The following is a 14,933-nucleotide window of genomic DNA, read 5'->3' as shown; positions in this document are numbered from 1 at the left end:
CGCCCACCCGCCTCCTGAAACTGGCCCTCGACATCGGCTGCGACTTCTCCATCGACACCGACGCCCACGCCCCCGGCCAACTCGACTTCCTCGGCTACGGCGCCCAACGCGCCCTCGACCTGGGCGTCCCCACCGACCGCATCATCAACACCTGGCCCGCAGACCAACTCCTCACCTGGACCACGGCCTGACCGGGTGTCACCTGATGGGGGTCCTACCGGCGTGGTGGGTCAGCGGTGGGTGAGCAGGACGAAGGTCGCCAATGTCGTGGTGACGACGGCGAACCCACCGTGCGCGAGCACAACTCGCAGGGGCAGGTTGGTGTCGGGGCCCGCGCGGTGCGCCGCGCCGGGGCCGTCGACGGCGGTGAGGCCGGAGCGGTAGGTAGGGATCCAGCGGACGAACATGGTGGCGCCGAGGGTCGCGGTCGCGGCGAGCAGGGCCACGGCGTAGGCGGCGAGGTCGTGGTTGCCGACGATGACGAAGGTGGTCCAGGTGGCGGCGGTGAGCAGGGCGAGAGTCACGTGGCCGAAGACCAGGGCGGGCGGGAGGCGGCGGTGGCGGCCGTGGCGCACCCGTGCGCGCCGCACCACGCTCCGGGTGAGCCACGCGCGGAGTATCAGGGCGCCGGAGATTGCGGTGCAGACGAGCATCGCCAACGCTGCGTACCTCACGATTACGAGATTAGGTGATATTGACCGGCCGATGGTTCGGATTCCAGCAAACGGCCAGGAATCGCGTTGTGCTCCAAGGAGGTTCGCCGCTGGGCAGAATGTCGGATCAGACATGATCGATCGACCGAGAGTGTACCCACATGGCGATTCACCGCATTCTCATCACCGGCGCCGCGGGCAATCTCGGGCGGCTCATGCGCCCGCGACTGGCCCGCCCGGACCGGGTGCTGCGGTTGCTGGATCTCGCGCGGCTGAAGCCACCGGCACCCGGCGAGCGGGTCGAGACGGTCACCGGCTCCCTCAACGACCCAGCCGTCATGGCCGCGGCCTGCGCCGACGTCGACGCCGTCATCCATCTCGGCGGCATCAGCCGCGAGGACGACTGGTCGCGCATCCTCGAGGTCAATATCGACGGAACCCGCACCGTGCTCGAGGCCGCCCGCGCGGCCGGAGTGCGAAAAGTGGTGCTGGCCTCCAGCAATCACGCGGTCGGCTACCGCCGGATCGGGGAGGCCGGGCCCGACGGGCTGCCCGGCGAGAGCACCCCGCGCCCCGACACCTACTACGGCGTGAGCAAGGCGGCGCTGGAGGCGCTCGGCAGCCTGTACCACGAGCGATTCGGAATGGATGTGTCCTGCTTGCGGATCGGCAGCTGCTTCGACAGGCCCGCCGATGTGCGGCAGCTGTCGCTGTGGCTGTCGCCCGGCGACTGCGCACGATTGCTCGAGGCGTGCCTGGCCGTCGAGCCGCCCGGCTACCGGGTGCTGTGGGGCGTCTCGGCGAATACCCGTGCGGTGGTGTCGCTTCGGGAGGCGGAAGCCATCGGCTATCGCAGCCTCGACGACGCCGAGCACTACGCCGATCGGGTACCGGCCGGCGAACTGCCCGAGCACATCGGCGGCGCGTTCCTGGAAACCCCGCTGGGGCAGGTGAATCCGCTCTGAGCCTTGCTTGCCGCGGGGCGCGAATCGCATGCGGTAGCGTCGTATGCGATCGACCCCGACGGCGGTGCATTGCACGCGGTGGATCGCCGCACGGTGGGGCGGAATCCCAACTGGGTGGAACTGGTGGCGATATGACGGACCGAGATCTGGAACTACACGCCGGGGACGCGGTGCTGACGGTCGACGCGAGCACCGGCCGCATCGAAGCCCTGCGGCTGCGCGACAACGAGATCCTGCGCCGCGGCGCACACTTCGGCAGCTTCCCGATGGCCCCGTGGTGTGGGCGCCTGCGCGACGGCATCCTGCACTGGAACGGTCGGGACTTTCAGTTCCCGCGCAATGCCGAACCCCACGCGATCCACGGCACCGTGCGCGACCACCCGTGGGACGTGCTGCGCCACACCGACACCGAGCTGATCCTGGCCCAGGACCTCCGCGCCCCCTGGCCGTTCCCCGGCCGCGTCAGCCAGTCCTTCACCCTCTCCGATACCGCCCTCGACCTCCGGATGACCATCGAGGCCACCACCGAACCGTTCCCCGCCCAACTCGGCTGGCACCCCTGGTTCGAACGCCGCCTCACCCCGGACAGCAAGGACCTGGAACTCTCCTTCACCCCGTCCTGGCAGGAACGCCGCGCGGCCGACCACCTCCCCGACGGCACCCGCATCCCTCCGCAACCCGGCCCCTGGGACGACTGCTTCGGCATGCCCGACGGCGTCCACGCCGTCCTCACCTGGCCCGGCGCGATCGAACTCACCATCACCAGCCCCTTCCAGTGGGTGGTGGTCTACGACGAACCCGCCGAAACCGTCTGCGTAGAACCGCAATCCGGCCCACCCGACGGCCTGAACACCCTTCCGCAGGTGGTGGCCCCGGGCACCCCGCTCACCGGATCCGCCGAATGGACCTGGCGCTACCTGGATTGAAATGAAACGTGTTCACATAGGCGGATATTGGGCTAGCCTCCGTGCCATCGCGTACCGCGCGAGTGTTCGGAGAGAGGATTGTCGATGAGAAGCCTTGTGTTGAAAGCCTGTACCGTCGCGGCCATCGCCACCGGGGTCGGTGCCGCGCCCGCGCTGGCCGCGCCGCTGGAGTTGCAGCCCGCGGCACCCGGCACCGCCGAGGTGGCCCCGGTGGCCGGGCTGGTGCCCGATACCGGATCGTCCGGGGTGATGAACACGATCACCTGCGGGTTGAAGAGCCTGTCGGCGTCGATGCCCTGCCTCTACACCTAGCGCGGACGGCTTTAGGATCGGGCCATGCGGAAACCGGAGGTGGCCCGATGAGCCTGGCGACACTGCTCACCCTCGCCGATTCGCGGTTGCCGATCGGTGGGCATGTGCATTCGGGCGGGGTGGAGGAGGCGGTCGCCTCCGGGTTGTTGCGTGACGTGACCACCGTCGAGCTGTATCTGCGCCGACGCGTCCGCACCTCGGGTCTGGTCGCGGCCTCCCTCGCCGCGGCCGTCGCCTCCGGCGCGCTCGATCCGGCTCTGGCCGAGCTGGAGGCCGATGCGCGCACGCCGTCGCCGTCGGCCCGGGCGGCCTCGCGCGCTCAGGGGCGCGGGCTGTTGCGTCTGGCCAAACAGGTGTGGCCGCAGGGTGATTGGCTTCCCCTCGGCCCGCGGCCGCACCTGTCCACGGTATTCGGGATGGTGGGCCGGGTCTGCGGCGCATCGCCCGAGGACATCGCGTCGGTGACCGTGTACACGACCATGACCGGCGCGGCCACCGCCGCCCAGCGGCTGCTCGCCCTCGATCCCGCGGCCGTGGCGGCCTGCACCATCCGGCTCGCCGAGGTCTGCGACGGCACCGCCCGCGAGGCCGCCAAAGCGCTTGCCGCGCTCTCCGATCCGCTGCAGGACGTCCTCGCCGAGCGCCACCTGCGCCGGGAGATGCCGCTGTTCGCGTCGTAGCAGGTCACGGGGCTGGTTACATGCGGTTTACACCGCTGGGCCAGGATGGGGTGGAAAGGAGCGAACATGCCACCTCACCTCATCGACGGGGAACCGCACGATCACAGCCACGACCGCCCCAAGCGGGAGCGGACGCCGGGGGAGCCGCTCCGGATCGGGATCGGCGGACCGGTCGGATCGGGGAAGACCGCGCTGACGGCCGCCCTGTGCCGGCAGCTGCGCGACGAACTGTCGCTCGCGGTCCTGACCAATGACATCTACACCACCGAGGACGCGGACTTCCTGCGCCGCCACGCGGTGCTGCCGGACGAGCGCATCACCGCGGTCCAGACCGGCGGCTGCCCGCACACCGCCATTCGCGATGACATCACCGCGAACCTCGACGCCATCGACGACCTGATCGAGGCGAACCCGCCGCTGGACCTGATCCTGGTGGAATCGGGCGGCGACAACCTGACCGCCACCTTCTCCTCGGGCCTGATCGACGCCCAGATCTTCGTCGTCGACGTGGCCGGCGGCGACAAGGTGCCGCGCAAGGGCGGCCCGGGTGTCACCTGGTCTGACCTCCTGGTCATCAACAAGACCGACCTCGCGCCCATGGTCGGCGCGGATCTGGGTGTCATGGACCGGGATTCGACCAAGGTGCGTGAGGGCCGCCCGTTCGTGTTCACCTCGCTGACCGAGGATCCGGCCGCGACGCCGGTGCTCACCTGGGTGCGCGAGCAGCTGCGCCTGGCCGCCGAGCAGGACGCGGCCGCCTCGAATTCGGCGGCGGGCATTGCCCATTCGCACTGAGCTCCGCATCACCGCGACCGCCGGGACGCTGCCGCACATTCACGCGGTCGGCGGCCTGGCGGCGCGGCGCACCGGGATCGACACGGTGCACTTCATCGGCACGGCCGCCACCCCTCTGGGGGGAGACGTGCTGGATATCGTTGTCTCCGTGGGGGAGGGCGCACGCCTGGCCGTGCGCTCGGTCGCCGCCACCATCGCCCTGCCCGGCAGGGAGACGCGGAAGTCGGTCGCCAACTGGCGCTTCGACGTGGCGGCGGGCGGCACACTGGATTTCGATCCGGAGCCCACCGTGGTCGCGGGCGGAGCCGAACACGAGACCTTCACCACGGTCCGGCTGGAAGAGGGTGCGCGCCTGCGCCTTCGGGAGCGCGTCCAGATCGGCCGCACCGGCGAGGACCACGGCTACTGGAGCGGCGAACTGACCGCCGACGTCGGGCCGACCCCGCTGCTGAGGCACCGCCTCGAACTCGGCGCGGATGCCCTCACCGACGACGCCTTGTCCAGCCCGCGCGCCCTGGAGAGCGTCCTCACCTACCCCGACGACCGGCAATCGGAAACCACCGGCCTGGACGAGGCCCTACTCCCACTGGCCGCGGGCGGCACGCTGTTCACGCGTACCGCCCGCTTGTTGATGGCCTGAGCCGCAACGACTCTCAATTCGAGGTGAATGCCTGTCCCGTCGCGACTGTGTGTCTTCGTACCTAGAATGCGCATCCGGTTGGATGGTCTGCTATCCACATGAGGATTCGTAGAAGTCGGCTCCAGAAGAGCGACGATCTGAATGCCGCGCTTCGCGCTGTTTCGGAGTTCAACCGCATTATTGTGGCGGCCGACACAAAGGTCGGATTTTTGCTGACCGCAAACGGTTTCGCTTTGATGGGACTGGTGACGAGTTCACGAACACCGTCAAACCTTCTGGTCAGCGTGATCGCGACGGTGCTCGAAATCGTCTTGCTGGTGTGCATGGGCTACCTTGCCGCCACACTACGACCCAGTCTGCAAGGTTCGGGTGCGGTGAATTGGTTCAGTTTTCCGACCTTCCCGGTCGAGACTGATACTCGGCCTCCCGAGCCGATGCTGGCCGATCAAGCATGGCAGCAGGCTGCCATGCTTGCTCAGATCGCCCAACGCAAGTATCGGCGGTTCATAATTGCGCTGCGCTGGAGCGCATTCAGCTTATTCATGTTTCTGTGCTGGTTCACCGCTGTGCTGTACAGCACCACCGTTGTGTGATCAGGGTTCTTTAGGATGTCCTGCCACCTGAACCCACTGCTGCGCTGGTGAAACGCACGGTGCCGTGTCTCCCACGCAGGTTCGGCTGTTCCACAACAGGAAACCTAAGACAAGAAGGACGGCGGCGATCGTTCGGGAGGCTTTAGCCCCCGATCGGATCATCCGCAGCACGGCGGTCATCACCACCAGTATGCAGTCCGCGAGTGCGAGTACGCCGTCACCATAGCTGTACACAAATCGCCCAGGCGGGCGGCCGAGCCTACCGAGGAATCTGGTTACCAGCCATTCTGGCGCGAGGAGCACGGCAGGGACCACAGTGATCCACCGGCCAGACGATTCCAGCAGCCGGGTCGCCAGCCACGGAATCAATCGTCCGACAACGGATGTCAAGACGATAAAGAGCACGACGATCAGGACAAGAAGCTCGATGGCCTCGGCCGATCCCAGCGGAAATCGGAGGTCGAGTAGGTACTTGTCCAACCACCCGATCACACTCCCGACCAGCGGAAGGCCGGTCAACGGATTTCCCGCGACCAATGGATTAGTCATGGTCCGGGTCATCCTCGTCCGGATCTTCGATCTTCTCTGCCTCTTCGGCCGTGGTTGCCGGCGAAGCAGCCAACTCAGAGAAAGGCTCGTGATATGCGGGCGCAACTGTTGGTGCCGGACTCAAACGATCTGCAATGACTTTGGATGTCGGCGCCAAGATGTCCTGGACATCTCTTCTAGTGATCAAGCGCTGCTCCATCAGTGCGTCGAGCACGCCTCGAGCGCCCTCGAAATCTAATTGCTTCTGGCGCAGCATGATCTGAACCACCTCGCTCACATCCGCGGGGTTGGACGCCAACTGGAGTGCGAGTATGCCGACACCGCCGGACTGCAACGCCTTCGTGTAGTGGAGGATTCGTTGTTGCTCCAGCTCTGCACTGTGTCGCTGTTCTAATGCGGCGATATCCTGTCCTTGCTTTGCGCTTTGCATCGCCAGCCCGTGGGCCGCCGCGTTCCAGTCGCGCTGAAGTTCGGCACCGTGCAGGTGAGCTGTGTGCTCTGCATTCCGCCGCTCCGTCCTGCGGCGATCGAAGGTGCGTTCCTGTATGTGGTTCCGGGCGCTTTCCTCGGGGGCCAGGGTGACCATGCATCGTAGTAAGGCTACGCCGCTGGGTAGGTCGACAGTACGGTCGGTGAAGTAGGTGTTGATATGGCGCTCGGCGTCCGCGAAGCGGTCAACCTCGAATTCCTGGCTCATGTCTCGCAACTTCCGCTCGAGGAACGGCCGATACACGGCCTCGCCTTCGCTCAACCGGTCCTTGATTGCCTGCACCGGGTCGCTGATTCGCCACGCCACATCGATCGCAGCGTGGAATGCGAAAACACCCTCTGCAGTGGGCAATTCCAGCTGCAATCTGGCGTATTGCACGGCGACATCCACCCAGTACACCCCGGAGGCCGGTCGATAATAGGACTCCGAGGCCGATGGCCGGCGATTCATCAGCACGAGCTGGCCGCGGCTGTCGACCGATACGGCCGCGGTATGACCATCGGCCATCGGACGGAATTGTCTCCATAAGGCACGAGTCATTGTTTGATAAGCGATCAGCGATGTTTGATTATCGGTAGTCATCTCGAATGATCCTTCTGGTCGAGCATCGTCAGTAACTCGCCGACGGCTTGCGCCGGGCCGTGGCGTTCCGCCGCCAAGTCGCGGAGATAGAAGTGGATTGTCTCGGTATCGGAAATGGCAGTCTCGAAATCGATCAGCAGTCGTCCAAGGGGGCCGCGCAGTTCAGCATCCTTTTCCGCTACGCGGACCCACCGGCCGATCTCCTCGTAGGCGTCAGGCATGTGGAGCGGTGCTTCCAACAGGCGCGCGAAAATCGTGATGATGTGAGCTCGGTGACCAGCTGACTCTTCCGCCAGCCACACCATCACAGGCCAGGCCAGAGCGCTGTGGGGCGTTTCGACCTCGAGCCCAGCGCTTAACCGCAATGTGCATCGGAAACCGGTGTCGCGCAGAGTGATTCGTCTCGATCCTGTCCAGCGCCGCAGTTCCGCGAGCACCCGTCCGGTCAGTTCGCTCACACTGAACAGTTGAAGCATGCCGTGGCAGACGGCCGCCTCGAGCGAGGTCGAGGTGCTGCGAGCAGCGCGGCGCAGCAGTTCGAGGGCGCGATTCGGCATGATTTGGCCGACCGTACTGCCCAGGGCCACGGCCGCAGTCTCACGCCGTGGCAGTGGCTGGTCTCTGCGCAACCATGCCGCGAGCATCCGTGCAATCAACGGCGTGAACTCGGGCTGGAGGCTCGGGAATTGCAATGCACCGATCGCCGCGAACCGAAGGTGCCATTCGCCACTGTCGGCCCACGGCTCGATTACCAGCCTCCTGACTAGCTCGAACTCGAATGTTGACAATAGCCCCACCGCAACGCCTGCGCGCGTGCCGACTTCAAGATCTCCGGTGCTCGCGAATTCTCGCAACCATTCCCGCAGCACCGGGTGCGAAGCGTGATACTCCTGCCACACATATTCCAGGACCCGCCGCGGGTAGTGATCGTCGATGAACCTCACGGATTGGACTGGGATACGACCGTATTCAGTGTCCTCGGTGGATTGGTACAGCTCGGCCTTCACCTCATCGAGCATTGCGGCACGGCGTGCACTGAATACCGGCCACGAGTAGCCGTTCTCGTTGGGCTGTTCTTCGTCGGCGATGAGCCTGGCCAGCGTCCGGCCAGCCTTGGAGACGAGGTGCGACGGCATCCCATTGAATACGGCCAAGGCAATAGCAAACGATCGGGTTTCGGCATGCAGTTCCTCGTCGAACCATTGGCGAAATCTCTCGTCGGCAACTGCGGAGTGTCGTTCGATGACGTCGGCGAGCTCGATTCGGCCGATATTCACATCGGCGAGTTGTCTGGCTAGTAACGCGAGATCGCGGGCGGAGGCGTGATTTTGTGCCAAAGTAGACACCACGTGCGCCATTTCCTCGTCCGCGAGGATGTCGTCCGGCCGATCCGGCAGATGCCAACGCAGATGCTTGCGCACCAGTTCCATCGCATCGGCGGGTTCACCTCCCTCTACAAGGAAGTGGCTGACGTCGTCCGGCACTTCGGCGCGGCTGTCCAGCACCACGATCATCCGGCAGCCGCGATCGCTCAACGTCCGCCTAAGTACGTCGAAATGAAATGCACGCAGCGTCCGGGTTTCCTCGACCTCGAGCGACTCCAACAGGTAGCCCGTTTGCGGAATGAAGTCGATCTCCAGTGACCGCAGTCGCGCGTCCGGATTGAGTTTGTGCACTCCACCGGTGCAGGTCTCGTCGAGCGCGCGCAATGCCGCCGCGGTTCGTCCCCAGCCTCGCGCAGCACGCAGGAAGACCAGCGGTTGCGTTTCGAGACTGCTGCGCATCTCCCGGAATGACCGTGGCGGCACGAACGTGCCCTCCAACTGCTCGAGCAACTCGGTATCCACCGGCCCGCTGGGTACGAATAGTCGACTTCGTGTTACACCACTCTGGTCCCGGCCTACCAGGGTGCCAACCGAGGCATCGCCGACGATTACGGTGTGGGCCTTTATCGACGCACCCTGCAAAGAGGTGAGTCCGGCGAACATGGCGTTGGCTGCTGCGAGCGCATCACGAGCGCGGGGCGAGTCCACTGGATCCGTTTCGTCCGTGCGCGTCTCACCACTTACGGTGTCGGCAACCATGTGGTCGGCCGACTCACTGTTATCTGGTGTGCCCGAGGAAATTGGCTCCGGGTTCGGCTCGCTCACGCTGCACCGCCGTTGACATCACGCCCAACAATATTGTGCGCCTGTACGTTTCCCACGATCAGGTTACGGGCAGAGACAGACCCTGTTCGATCCGCGCGAACCCGGCTTTCGCCGTGACCGTCCGCGGCCGCAGCCGCCTGGTGGTTGGGAATCGGTGGAGCGGGATAGCCTGGCACACGGACCCATACCTGGATGTCGCCCTGACTCGTTCCGATCACCGCGCTGTCGTATCCGGTCGGCGTCACGGTCGGGCGATAGCTATGACGTACAACTCCCTGGTACACGGCATCGGTGATGACGACCACCGCGGACGCGCGGGTGGCATGTTCCAAGGTCCTCTTGACCGCTGGTGCGTCGTTCAACCGGAAAGCTGCGGTCAGGGCGTCGCTCCTCCATCCGTGCTCGTCCCTGTCCACATAGCCCTCGTGGACCGCGATGCGGATCCTGAGCCAGTCCAACGGATCAACAGTGGTGTTGTGCCTGCGTACGCCCTCCAACAGCCCCTCGACAACCCGATCGAGGACATCCAGCACCGGCTTTTCGAGTATCAGCATCACCCCGTCTCCTCGATCCTCCTTCGCGACAACGGATTCGGGATCGGGTATCGCCTCGTCCAGTACGCGGTAAAGCGTTGAGCGCATACCGCCGAGCTCGACATTGTCCAGGGCACTTGAATTTTCGACGTCCACCACCAGAAAGGATCGGTGCATGGGACCGTTCATGACTCCTCCGTGCTGCTTCGAGTTTCCTCATGTCTATAAGGAGCCGCCGAACTCGTCTGCGTCCGAGTACACATTCGGAAGACCGTCGGCGAGTTCAGTGAGGAGATCGGGCCGTAGCAGTTCGATACGCCGCCGCGAGGTCTCGATCGCGCCGATGGCTCGTAGCCGCTTCAACGCCTTGGCCACTGCTTCCCTGGACGCGCCGGCTGCGTGCGCCAACTCGGTTTGAGAGAGCGGTAGAGCAATCACGATCCGACCTGCGTCGGTCCGACCGTACCGTCCGGCATAGTCGAGCAGTAGGCGCGCGATGCGCTCGCTTACGGTGAAGGCTCCGAACTCCAGACGCTGCATGTCCGCTTCTCGCAGCCTGCCGATTACGATCCGCAAGAGGTTGAACGCAGCCCTGCCGTCGTCGGCCAACATTGCGCGGAAGACCTCGCCCGGTACCATCGTTGCGATGACCGGGGACAACGCCGTCACGGTCGCAGATCGCGCACGGCCGTCGATCGCGGAAAACTCGCCGAGCAGATCACCCGGTCCGCGGATAGCCAGCATGACTTGTTTGCCGCCCGCGGTTGACGAGGTCACCTTCACCCGGCCGGCTTCGATCACCAAGACGTGATCGGAGAGCTCGCCTTCGCGCACAAGAAATGCGCCGACAGGCCAATGACGCCGTACACCGGCAGCGAGCATCGCTCGTCGAGCGAGTAGTGGGACCTCGTCGGAATCCAGCGTCCACCCTCCTACACCCTCGTACCTGGCGGCGATTGGGCGGGGATCGATTCCCGCAGCATCCGGTATCGAAGTCCCCGGCCTAAGAATCGTAACCGATGTGCGTACCGGACATATCGGGGTAGACATCGAATTATGTTGCAGTGCTGCATAATTCGAGCAGCAAGTTGTCATTTCGTGGGTAGCTGAACGAGTCCTTTGTCGCGTGTTCGCGAGCACCGGGCGGCACGCTGTTTGCGTACCGCCCGGTCGTTCTGTCGATGGCTTGTGGCCGAACGACTCTCAGCACTCGGTGAGGTTCACGGCGAGGCCGCCGCGGGCCGTCTCCTTGTACTTGACGCTCATGTCGGCGCCGGTTTCCTTCATGGTCTTGATGACATCGTCGAGGGAGACCTTGTGGGTGCCGTCGCCGCGCATGGCCATGCGGGCGGCGGTGACCGCCTTGACCGCGGCCATGCCGTTGCGTTCGATGCACGGGATCTGCACCAGGCCGCCTACGGGATCGCAGGTCAGGCCGAGGTTGTGTTCCATGCCGATCTCGGCGGCGTTCTCGACCTGTTCGGGGGTGCCGCCGATGGCCTCGGCGAACGCGCCCGCGGCCATCGAGCAGGCGGACCCGACCTCGCCCTGGCAGCCGACCTCGGCGCCGGAGAGTGATGCGTTCTCCTTGATGAGCATGCCGATAGCCCCTGCGGTGAGCAGGAATCGGATGATGCCCTCCTCGTCCGCGCCGGGCACGAAGTTGACGTAGTGCGAGAGCACCGCGGGCAGCACACCCGCCGCGCCGTTGGTGGGCGCGGTGACGACGCGCCCACCCGCCGCGTTCTCCTCGTTGACCGCCATCGCGTAGATGGTCGTCCACTCGGTGCGGTGCATCATCGGATCGCCCTCGGCGCGCAACTGCCGGGCCGAGGTGGCCGCGCGGCGGCGCACCTCCAGCCCGCCGGGCAGAATCCCCTCACGATTCAGCCCGCGGTTGACGCACTCCCGCATGACGTTCCAGATCTCGAGCAGTCCGGTGCGGATCTCCGCCTCACTGCGCCAGGCCTTCTCGTTCTCCATCATGAGCGAGGAGATCGAAAGCCCGGTCTCGCGAGCGTGCTTCAGCAACTGCGCGCCGCTGCTGAACGGGTAGGCCAGCACGGTGGTGTCGTCCTTGTCGGGATCGGCGCACACCGAATCCTCGTCCACCACGAACCCGCCGCCGACGGAGTAGTACGTCTTCTCCAGCAACGGAAGCCCGTCGCGGTCGTAGGCGAACAGCGTCATCGCATTGGCGTGGTACGGCAGCGCGCGCCGCATGTGCAGGATGAGCTGGGTCGGCTCGTCGAACGGAATCTCGTGGGTATCACCGATTTCGGTGCCCAGCAGCCGCAGCCGCTTGGTGCGGCGGATGCGCGCCACATCCTCGTCGGCGACATCCGGATCGATGGTGCTGGGGGAGTGACCCTCCAGCCCGAGCAGCACCGCCTTGGGGGTGGCGTGGCCGCGGCCGGTCGCACCGAGCGAACCGAACAGTTCGACGCGGACCGAGGCGGTCTGGGACAGCAGGCCGTCTTCCTTCAGTCGATTGGCGAAGAACTGCGCCGCGCGCATCGGGCCGACAGTGTGCGAGGAGGAGGGGCCGATACCGATGGAGAAGAAATCGAAGACTGAGAGTGCCATGACCAGACCTTTGACTGCTCGGGCGTTGGATGGTGGGTTCAGAGCCGAATGGCTCAGGCGTGCTGGAGATCGCGATCGCGCTCGGTGCCGATGATGTCGTCGAGCGGCACGATCTCGTTCTCCTGCTCGGGCTCGGCGTCGAGCACCGGATCCGGGCCCGGCAGCCCCGACTCGTGTGCCTTCACACCGGCGCGCACGGCCCAGTAGTAGGTGGCCAGCGCGGCCGCGGCGACCAGCGCGATATCGATGCCGCCCGGAATCAGGCCGGTGCCACCGAAATCGGGCGAACCCAGGGCGGACACGGTCGCCATGAAGATCAGGAAGGCGATCATCCACCAGGCCGGAGCCAACTGCTGGGCGATGGTGCGCTCACCGCGCTTCCACAGCACGGCCACCGCGACCGGCACGGACAGCAGCGTGATGAACACGATGCGGCCGGTATTGGGCCAGTGCGTCCAGTACAGCGCGCAGGCGGCCAGCGTGAAGGCCAGCGGGGTGATCACATTGGCGGCCGGGAGCCGGAAGGGCCGCGGCAGTTCGGGCTTGGTCTTGCGGAACACGCCCACCGCGATGGGGCCGATCAGGTACGAGATGACCATGGCCGCGGAGACGATGCCGGCCAGCGCGTGCCAGCTGTGGCCGACGGTCAGCAGCAGGATCAGCGAGAAGGCGAGGTTCAGCCACATGGCCGGGCGCGCGGTGCCGTACTTGGGGTGCGACTCGGCGAGCTTCTTCGGGAAGAAACCGGTCTGGGCCAGGTTCTGCACCATGTACGAGGCCGAGGCGACATTGGCGATATTGGCGCCCGACGGCGAGATGAACGCGCCGAACTGCAACATGATCACCAGCCAGCCGAGCATGAGCAGCTTGGCGATATCGACGAACGGCGAGTTGAAATTGATTCCGACCCAACCGTGTTCGGCGAGCTGCTCCGGCGGGACCGCACCGATGAAGGCGACCTGCAGCAGCATGTAGATGACCAGGCCGATCGACAGCGCGCCGACCAGTGCGGCCGGAATGGCCTTGCCCGGATTCTTCGCCGCGCCACCGAGATTGACCACCGCCTGGAAACCGTTGAACGCGAACACCACACCGCAGGTGCTCACCGCGGTCAGCACCGCGGACCAGCCGTTGGGCGCGAAACCGCCGTAGCCGTGGAAGTTCTCGGTGTGGAAGCCCGACGCGATGAGCGCGACGACGGCCAGCACCGGGATGCCGAACTTCACCGCGGTGAGCAGATTGTTCACCTTGGCGAGCAGGCCGACGGACCAGTAGCAGCACAGCCACAGCACCACGGTCAGCACGAACGCCATGCCCATGCCCGCCATGGTCAGCGAGCCGTCCTTCATCAGGCCCTGGGCCCAGGAGAAGCTCCACGACGACATGTACTGGGTACTGGCGATGGATTCGATCGGAATCAGCGCCGCGACCGCGATCCAAACCGCCCAGCCGGTAATGAAACCGAGCACCGGACCGTGCGAGATGGAACCGAAGCGGGCCATGGACCCGGGGAACGGGTAGGCGGCGCCCACCTCCGCGTAGGACATGGCGATCAAGCCTATGAACACCGCGCCGATCACCCAGGCGATAATCGCGGCCGGTCCAGCGACCTGGGCGGCCTGCCCGGCTCCGAAGAGCCAGCCCGATCCGAAGATCGAACCAATGCCAATCATGATCAGGGCGAAGAGACTCAGCCCTTTGCGGTTCGCGGTAGGTATTTCCATGCCTTGGACACTACGGAGCAAACCAGGCCGCCAGAACGGACAAATGTCCTCAGTAGCACCGGAGATTGAACACGTCAATGACATAGCGGTGCGCTATCCAGATCACACATTGGGCGGCGAGCACATGATCGGCAACACATTCCGCCGCACTGTGATCCGCCCGCCGCGGGGTGATCGCGTGCGCGGCGGGAACCGAACCTCACCGTCGGTTCCCGCCGCGAGCGCACATCAGCTCATTCGCAGAGCTCGTTCAAACGGGCTGTCGTCGAAGGGATTTCAGCGCGACACACTCAGTCGCCGACGACGCGGGGTGGTGCGTTGAACGAATTCACCGCGCCCACAACGGCACCGACCGCGGCACCCGCGGCGGCCGCGGGGACGGCGATGACCGCGGCGCCCACGGCTGCGCCGAGGGCGGGACCGGCGACCAGACCGACCGGAACGAAACCGGCGCCGACGACGAGCCCCAGCACCCCGCCGACCGCGGCGGAGGTGAGCTCGATCGGGGCGGCGGTGGCGGCTCCGGCGACAGCGCCCAGGGCGGCGGTGCCGATGGTCTGTCCGGCAATGCGGTCGGAGCGGGAGCGCTCCATGCCGATCGAGTCGAGGAAGGTGGCGAGATTCGCCTCGACCTGCGCGGCATTGTCATTGATCTGGATCGCTTGCTCTTTGTCGATCCAGTCGGGAGCCGGGACCTGCACATCGCCGAACCGGAACATGCCGGGCGGCGGGGCGATCGGCGGCACGGCCGGAAC

General features: G+C 65.6%; 15 protein-coding genes and 2 pseudogenes. 8 read left to right on the top strand and 9 right to left on the bottom strand.

The genetic code is table 11. The features are described from left to right. A pseudogene (locus tag ACAM49_RS32680) lies at nt 1-191 on the top strand (PHP domain-containing protein); the annotation flags it as partial. Nucleotides 192-230: 39 nt separating this feature from the next. On the opposite strand, the gene ACAM49_RS32675 reads toward ACAM49_RS32680, so the two are convergent. Next, nucleotides 231-674: a hypothetical protein gene (locus ACAM49_RS32675; RefSeq protein ID WP_369639409.1), complete on the bottom strand. Its 444-nt coding sequence runs from the start codon at nt 672-674 to the stop codon at nt 231-233. Between the two features lie 140 nt (nt 675-814). Between ACAM49_RS32675 and ACAM49_RS32670 the strand changes: the two genes are divergently transcribed. From ACAM49_RS32670 to ACAM49_RS32640, 7 genes are all read left to right on the top strand, one after another. Then, on the top strand, nt 815-1,618 hold the full coding sequence (locus tag ACAM49_RS32670) for an NAD-dependent epimerase/dehydratase family protein (RefSeq protein ID WP_369639408.1): 804 nt from the start codon (nt 815-817) through the stop codon (nt 1,616-1,618). A 131-nt stretch (nt 1,619-1,749) separates the two neighbouring features. Further along, on the top strand, nt 1,750-2,544 hold the full coding sequence (locus ACAM49_RS32665) for an aldose 1-epimerase (protein ID WP_369639407.1): 795 nt from the start codon (nt 1,750-1,752) through the stop codon (nt 2,542-2,544). 84 nt (nt 2,545-2,628) lie between these two features. Next, the gene (locus ACAM49_RS32660) at nt 2,629-2,856 is read left to right on the top strand and encodes a hypothetical protein (protein WP_369639406.1); all 228 of its coding nucleotides are present in this window, start codon (nt 2,629-2,631) and stop codon (nt 2,854-2,856) included. A gap of 47 nt (nt 2,857-2,903) precedes the next feature. Beyond that, on the top strand, nt 2,904-3,536 hold the full coding sequence (locus tag ACAM49_RS32655; RefSeq protein ID WP_369639405.1) for an urease accessory protein UreF: 633 nt from the start codon (nt 2,904-2,906) through the stop codon (nt 3,534-3,536). 66 nt (nt 3,537-3,602) lie between these two features. Beyond that, nucleotides 3,603-4,331, top strand: a complete 729-nt coding sequence (ureG, locus tag ACAM49_RS32650; RefSeq protein ID WP_369639404.1) for an urease accessory protein UreG — start codon at nt 3,603-3,605, stop codon at nt 4,329-4,331. Then, nucleotides 4,315-4,971 (top strand): urease accessory protein UreD, encoded by a 657-nt coding sequence (locus ACAM49_RS32645; RefSeq protein WP_369639403.1) that lies wholly within the window; start codon nt 4,315-4,317, stop codon nt 4,969-4,971. Before ureG ends, ACAM49_RS32645 begins: the two co-directional genes overlap by 17 nt. Nucleotides 4,972-5,069: 98 nt before the next feature. After that, entirely contained in the window at nt 5,070-5,564 is a 495-nt protein-coding gene (locus ACAM49_RS32640; protein ID WP_369639402.1) for a hypothetical protein, read from the top strand. On the opposite strand, the gene ACAM49_RS32635 is transcribed toward ACAM49_RS32640, so the two are convergent. From ACAM49_RS32635 to ACAM49_RS32600, 8 genes and pseudogenes are all read right to left on the bottom strand, one after another. Beyond that, on the bottom strand, nt 5,565-6,113 hold the full coding sequence (locus tag ACAM49_RS32635; protein ID WP_369639401.1) for a hypothetical protein: 549 nt from the start codon (nt 6,111-6,113) through the stop codon (nt 5,565-5,567). Continuing rightward, nucleotides 6,106-7,185 (bottom strand): hypothetical protein, encoded by a 1,080-nt coding sequence (locus tag ACAM49_RS32630; RefSeq protein WP_369639400.1) that lies wholly within the window; start codon nt 7,183-7,185, stop codon nt 6,106-6,108. The genes ACAM49_RS32635 and ACAM49_RS32630 overlap by 8 nt, the downstream gene beginning before the upstream one ends. Continuing rightward, nucleotides 7,182-9,335, bottom strand: a complete 2,154-nt coding sequence (locus tag ACAM49_RS32625) for a hypothetical protein (protein ID WP_369639399.1) — start codon at nt 9,333-9,335, stop codon at nt 7,182-7,184. The genes ACAM49_RS32630 and ACAM49_RS32625 overlap by 4 nt, the downstream gene beginning before the upstream one ends. After that, on the bottom strand, nt 9,332-10,057 hold the full coding sequence (locus ACAM49_RS32620) for a hypothetical protein (protein ID WP_369639398.1): 726 nt from the start codon (nt 10,055-10,057) through the stop codon (nt 9,332-9,334). The genes ACAM49_RS32625 and ACAM49_RS32620 overlap by 4 nt, the downstream gene beginning before the upstream one ends. Nucleotides 10,058-10,090: 33 nt before the next feature. Further along, the gene (locus tag ACAM49_RS32615; protein WP_369639397.1) at nt 10,091-10,750 is read right to left on the bottom strand and encodes a Crp/Fnr family transcriptional regulator; all 660 of its coding nucleotides are present in this window, start codon (nt 10,748-10,750) and stop codon (nt 10,091-10,093) included. 321 nt (nt 10,751-11,071) lie between these two features. Next, on the bottom strand, nt 11,072-12,454 hold the full coding sequence (locus ACAM49_RS32610) for an L-serine ammonia-lyase (RefSeq protein ID WP_369639396.1): 1,383 nt from the start codon (nt 12,452-12,454) through the stop codon (nt 11,072-11,074). Between the two features lie 53 nt (nt 12,455-12,507). Next, nucleotides 12,508-14,178 carry an APC family permease gene (locus ACAM49_RS32605; RefSeq protein WP_369639395.1) on the bottom strand — a complete coding sequence of 557 codons (1,671 nt, stop codon included), beginning with the start codon at nt 14,176-14,178 and terminating at the stop codon, nt 12,508-12,510. A 290-nt stretch (nt 14,179-14,468) separates the two neighbouring features. Further along, nucleotides 14,469-14,933: pseudogene (locus ACAM49_RS32600) on the bottom strand (hypothetical protein); the annotation flags it as partial.

The organism is Nocardia sp. JMUB6875, assembly GCF_041154655.1.
In the GTDB taxonomy this organism is placed as follows: Bacteria; Actinomycetota; Actinomycetes; order Mycobacteriales; family Mycobacteriaceae; genus Nocardia.
Note: the sequence above shows the minus strand (reverse complement) of the source record. Positions and strands in the feature narration are given on the sequence as shown.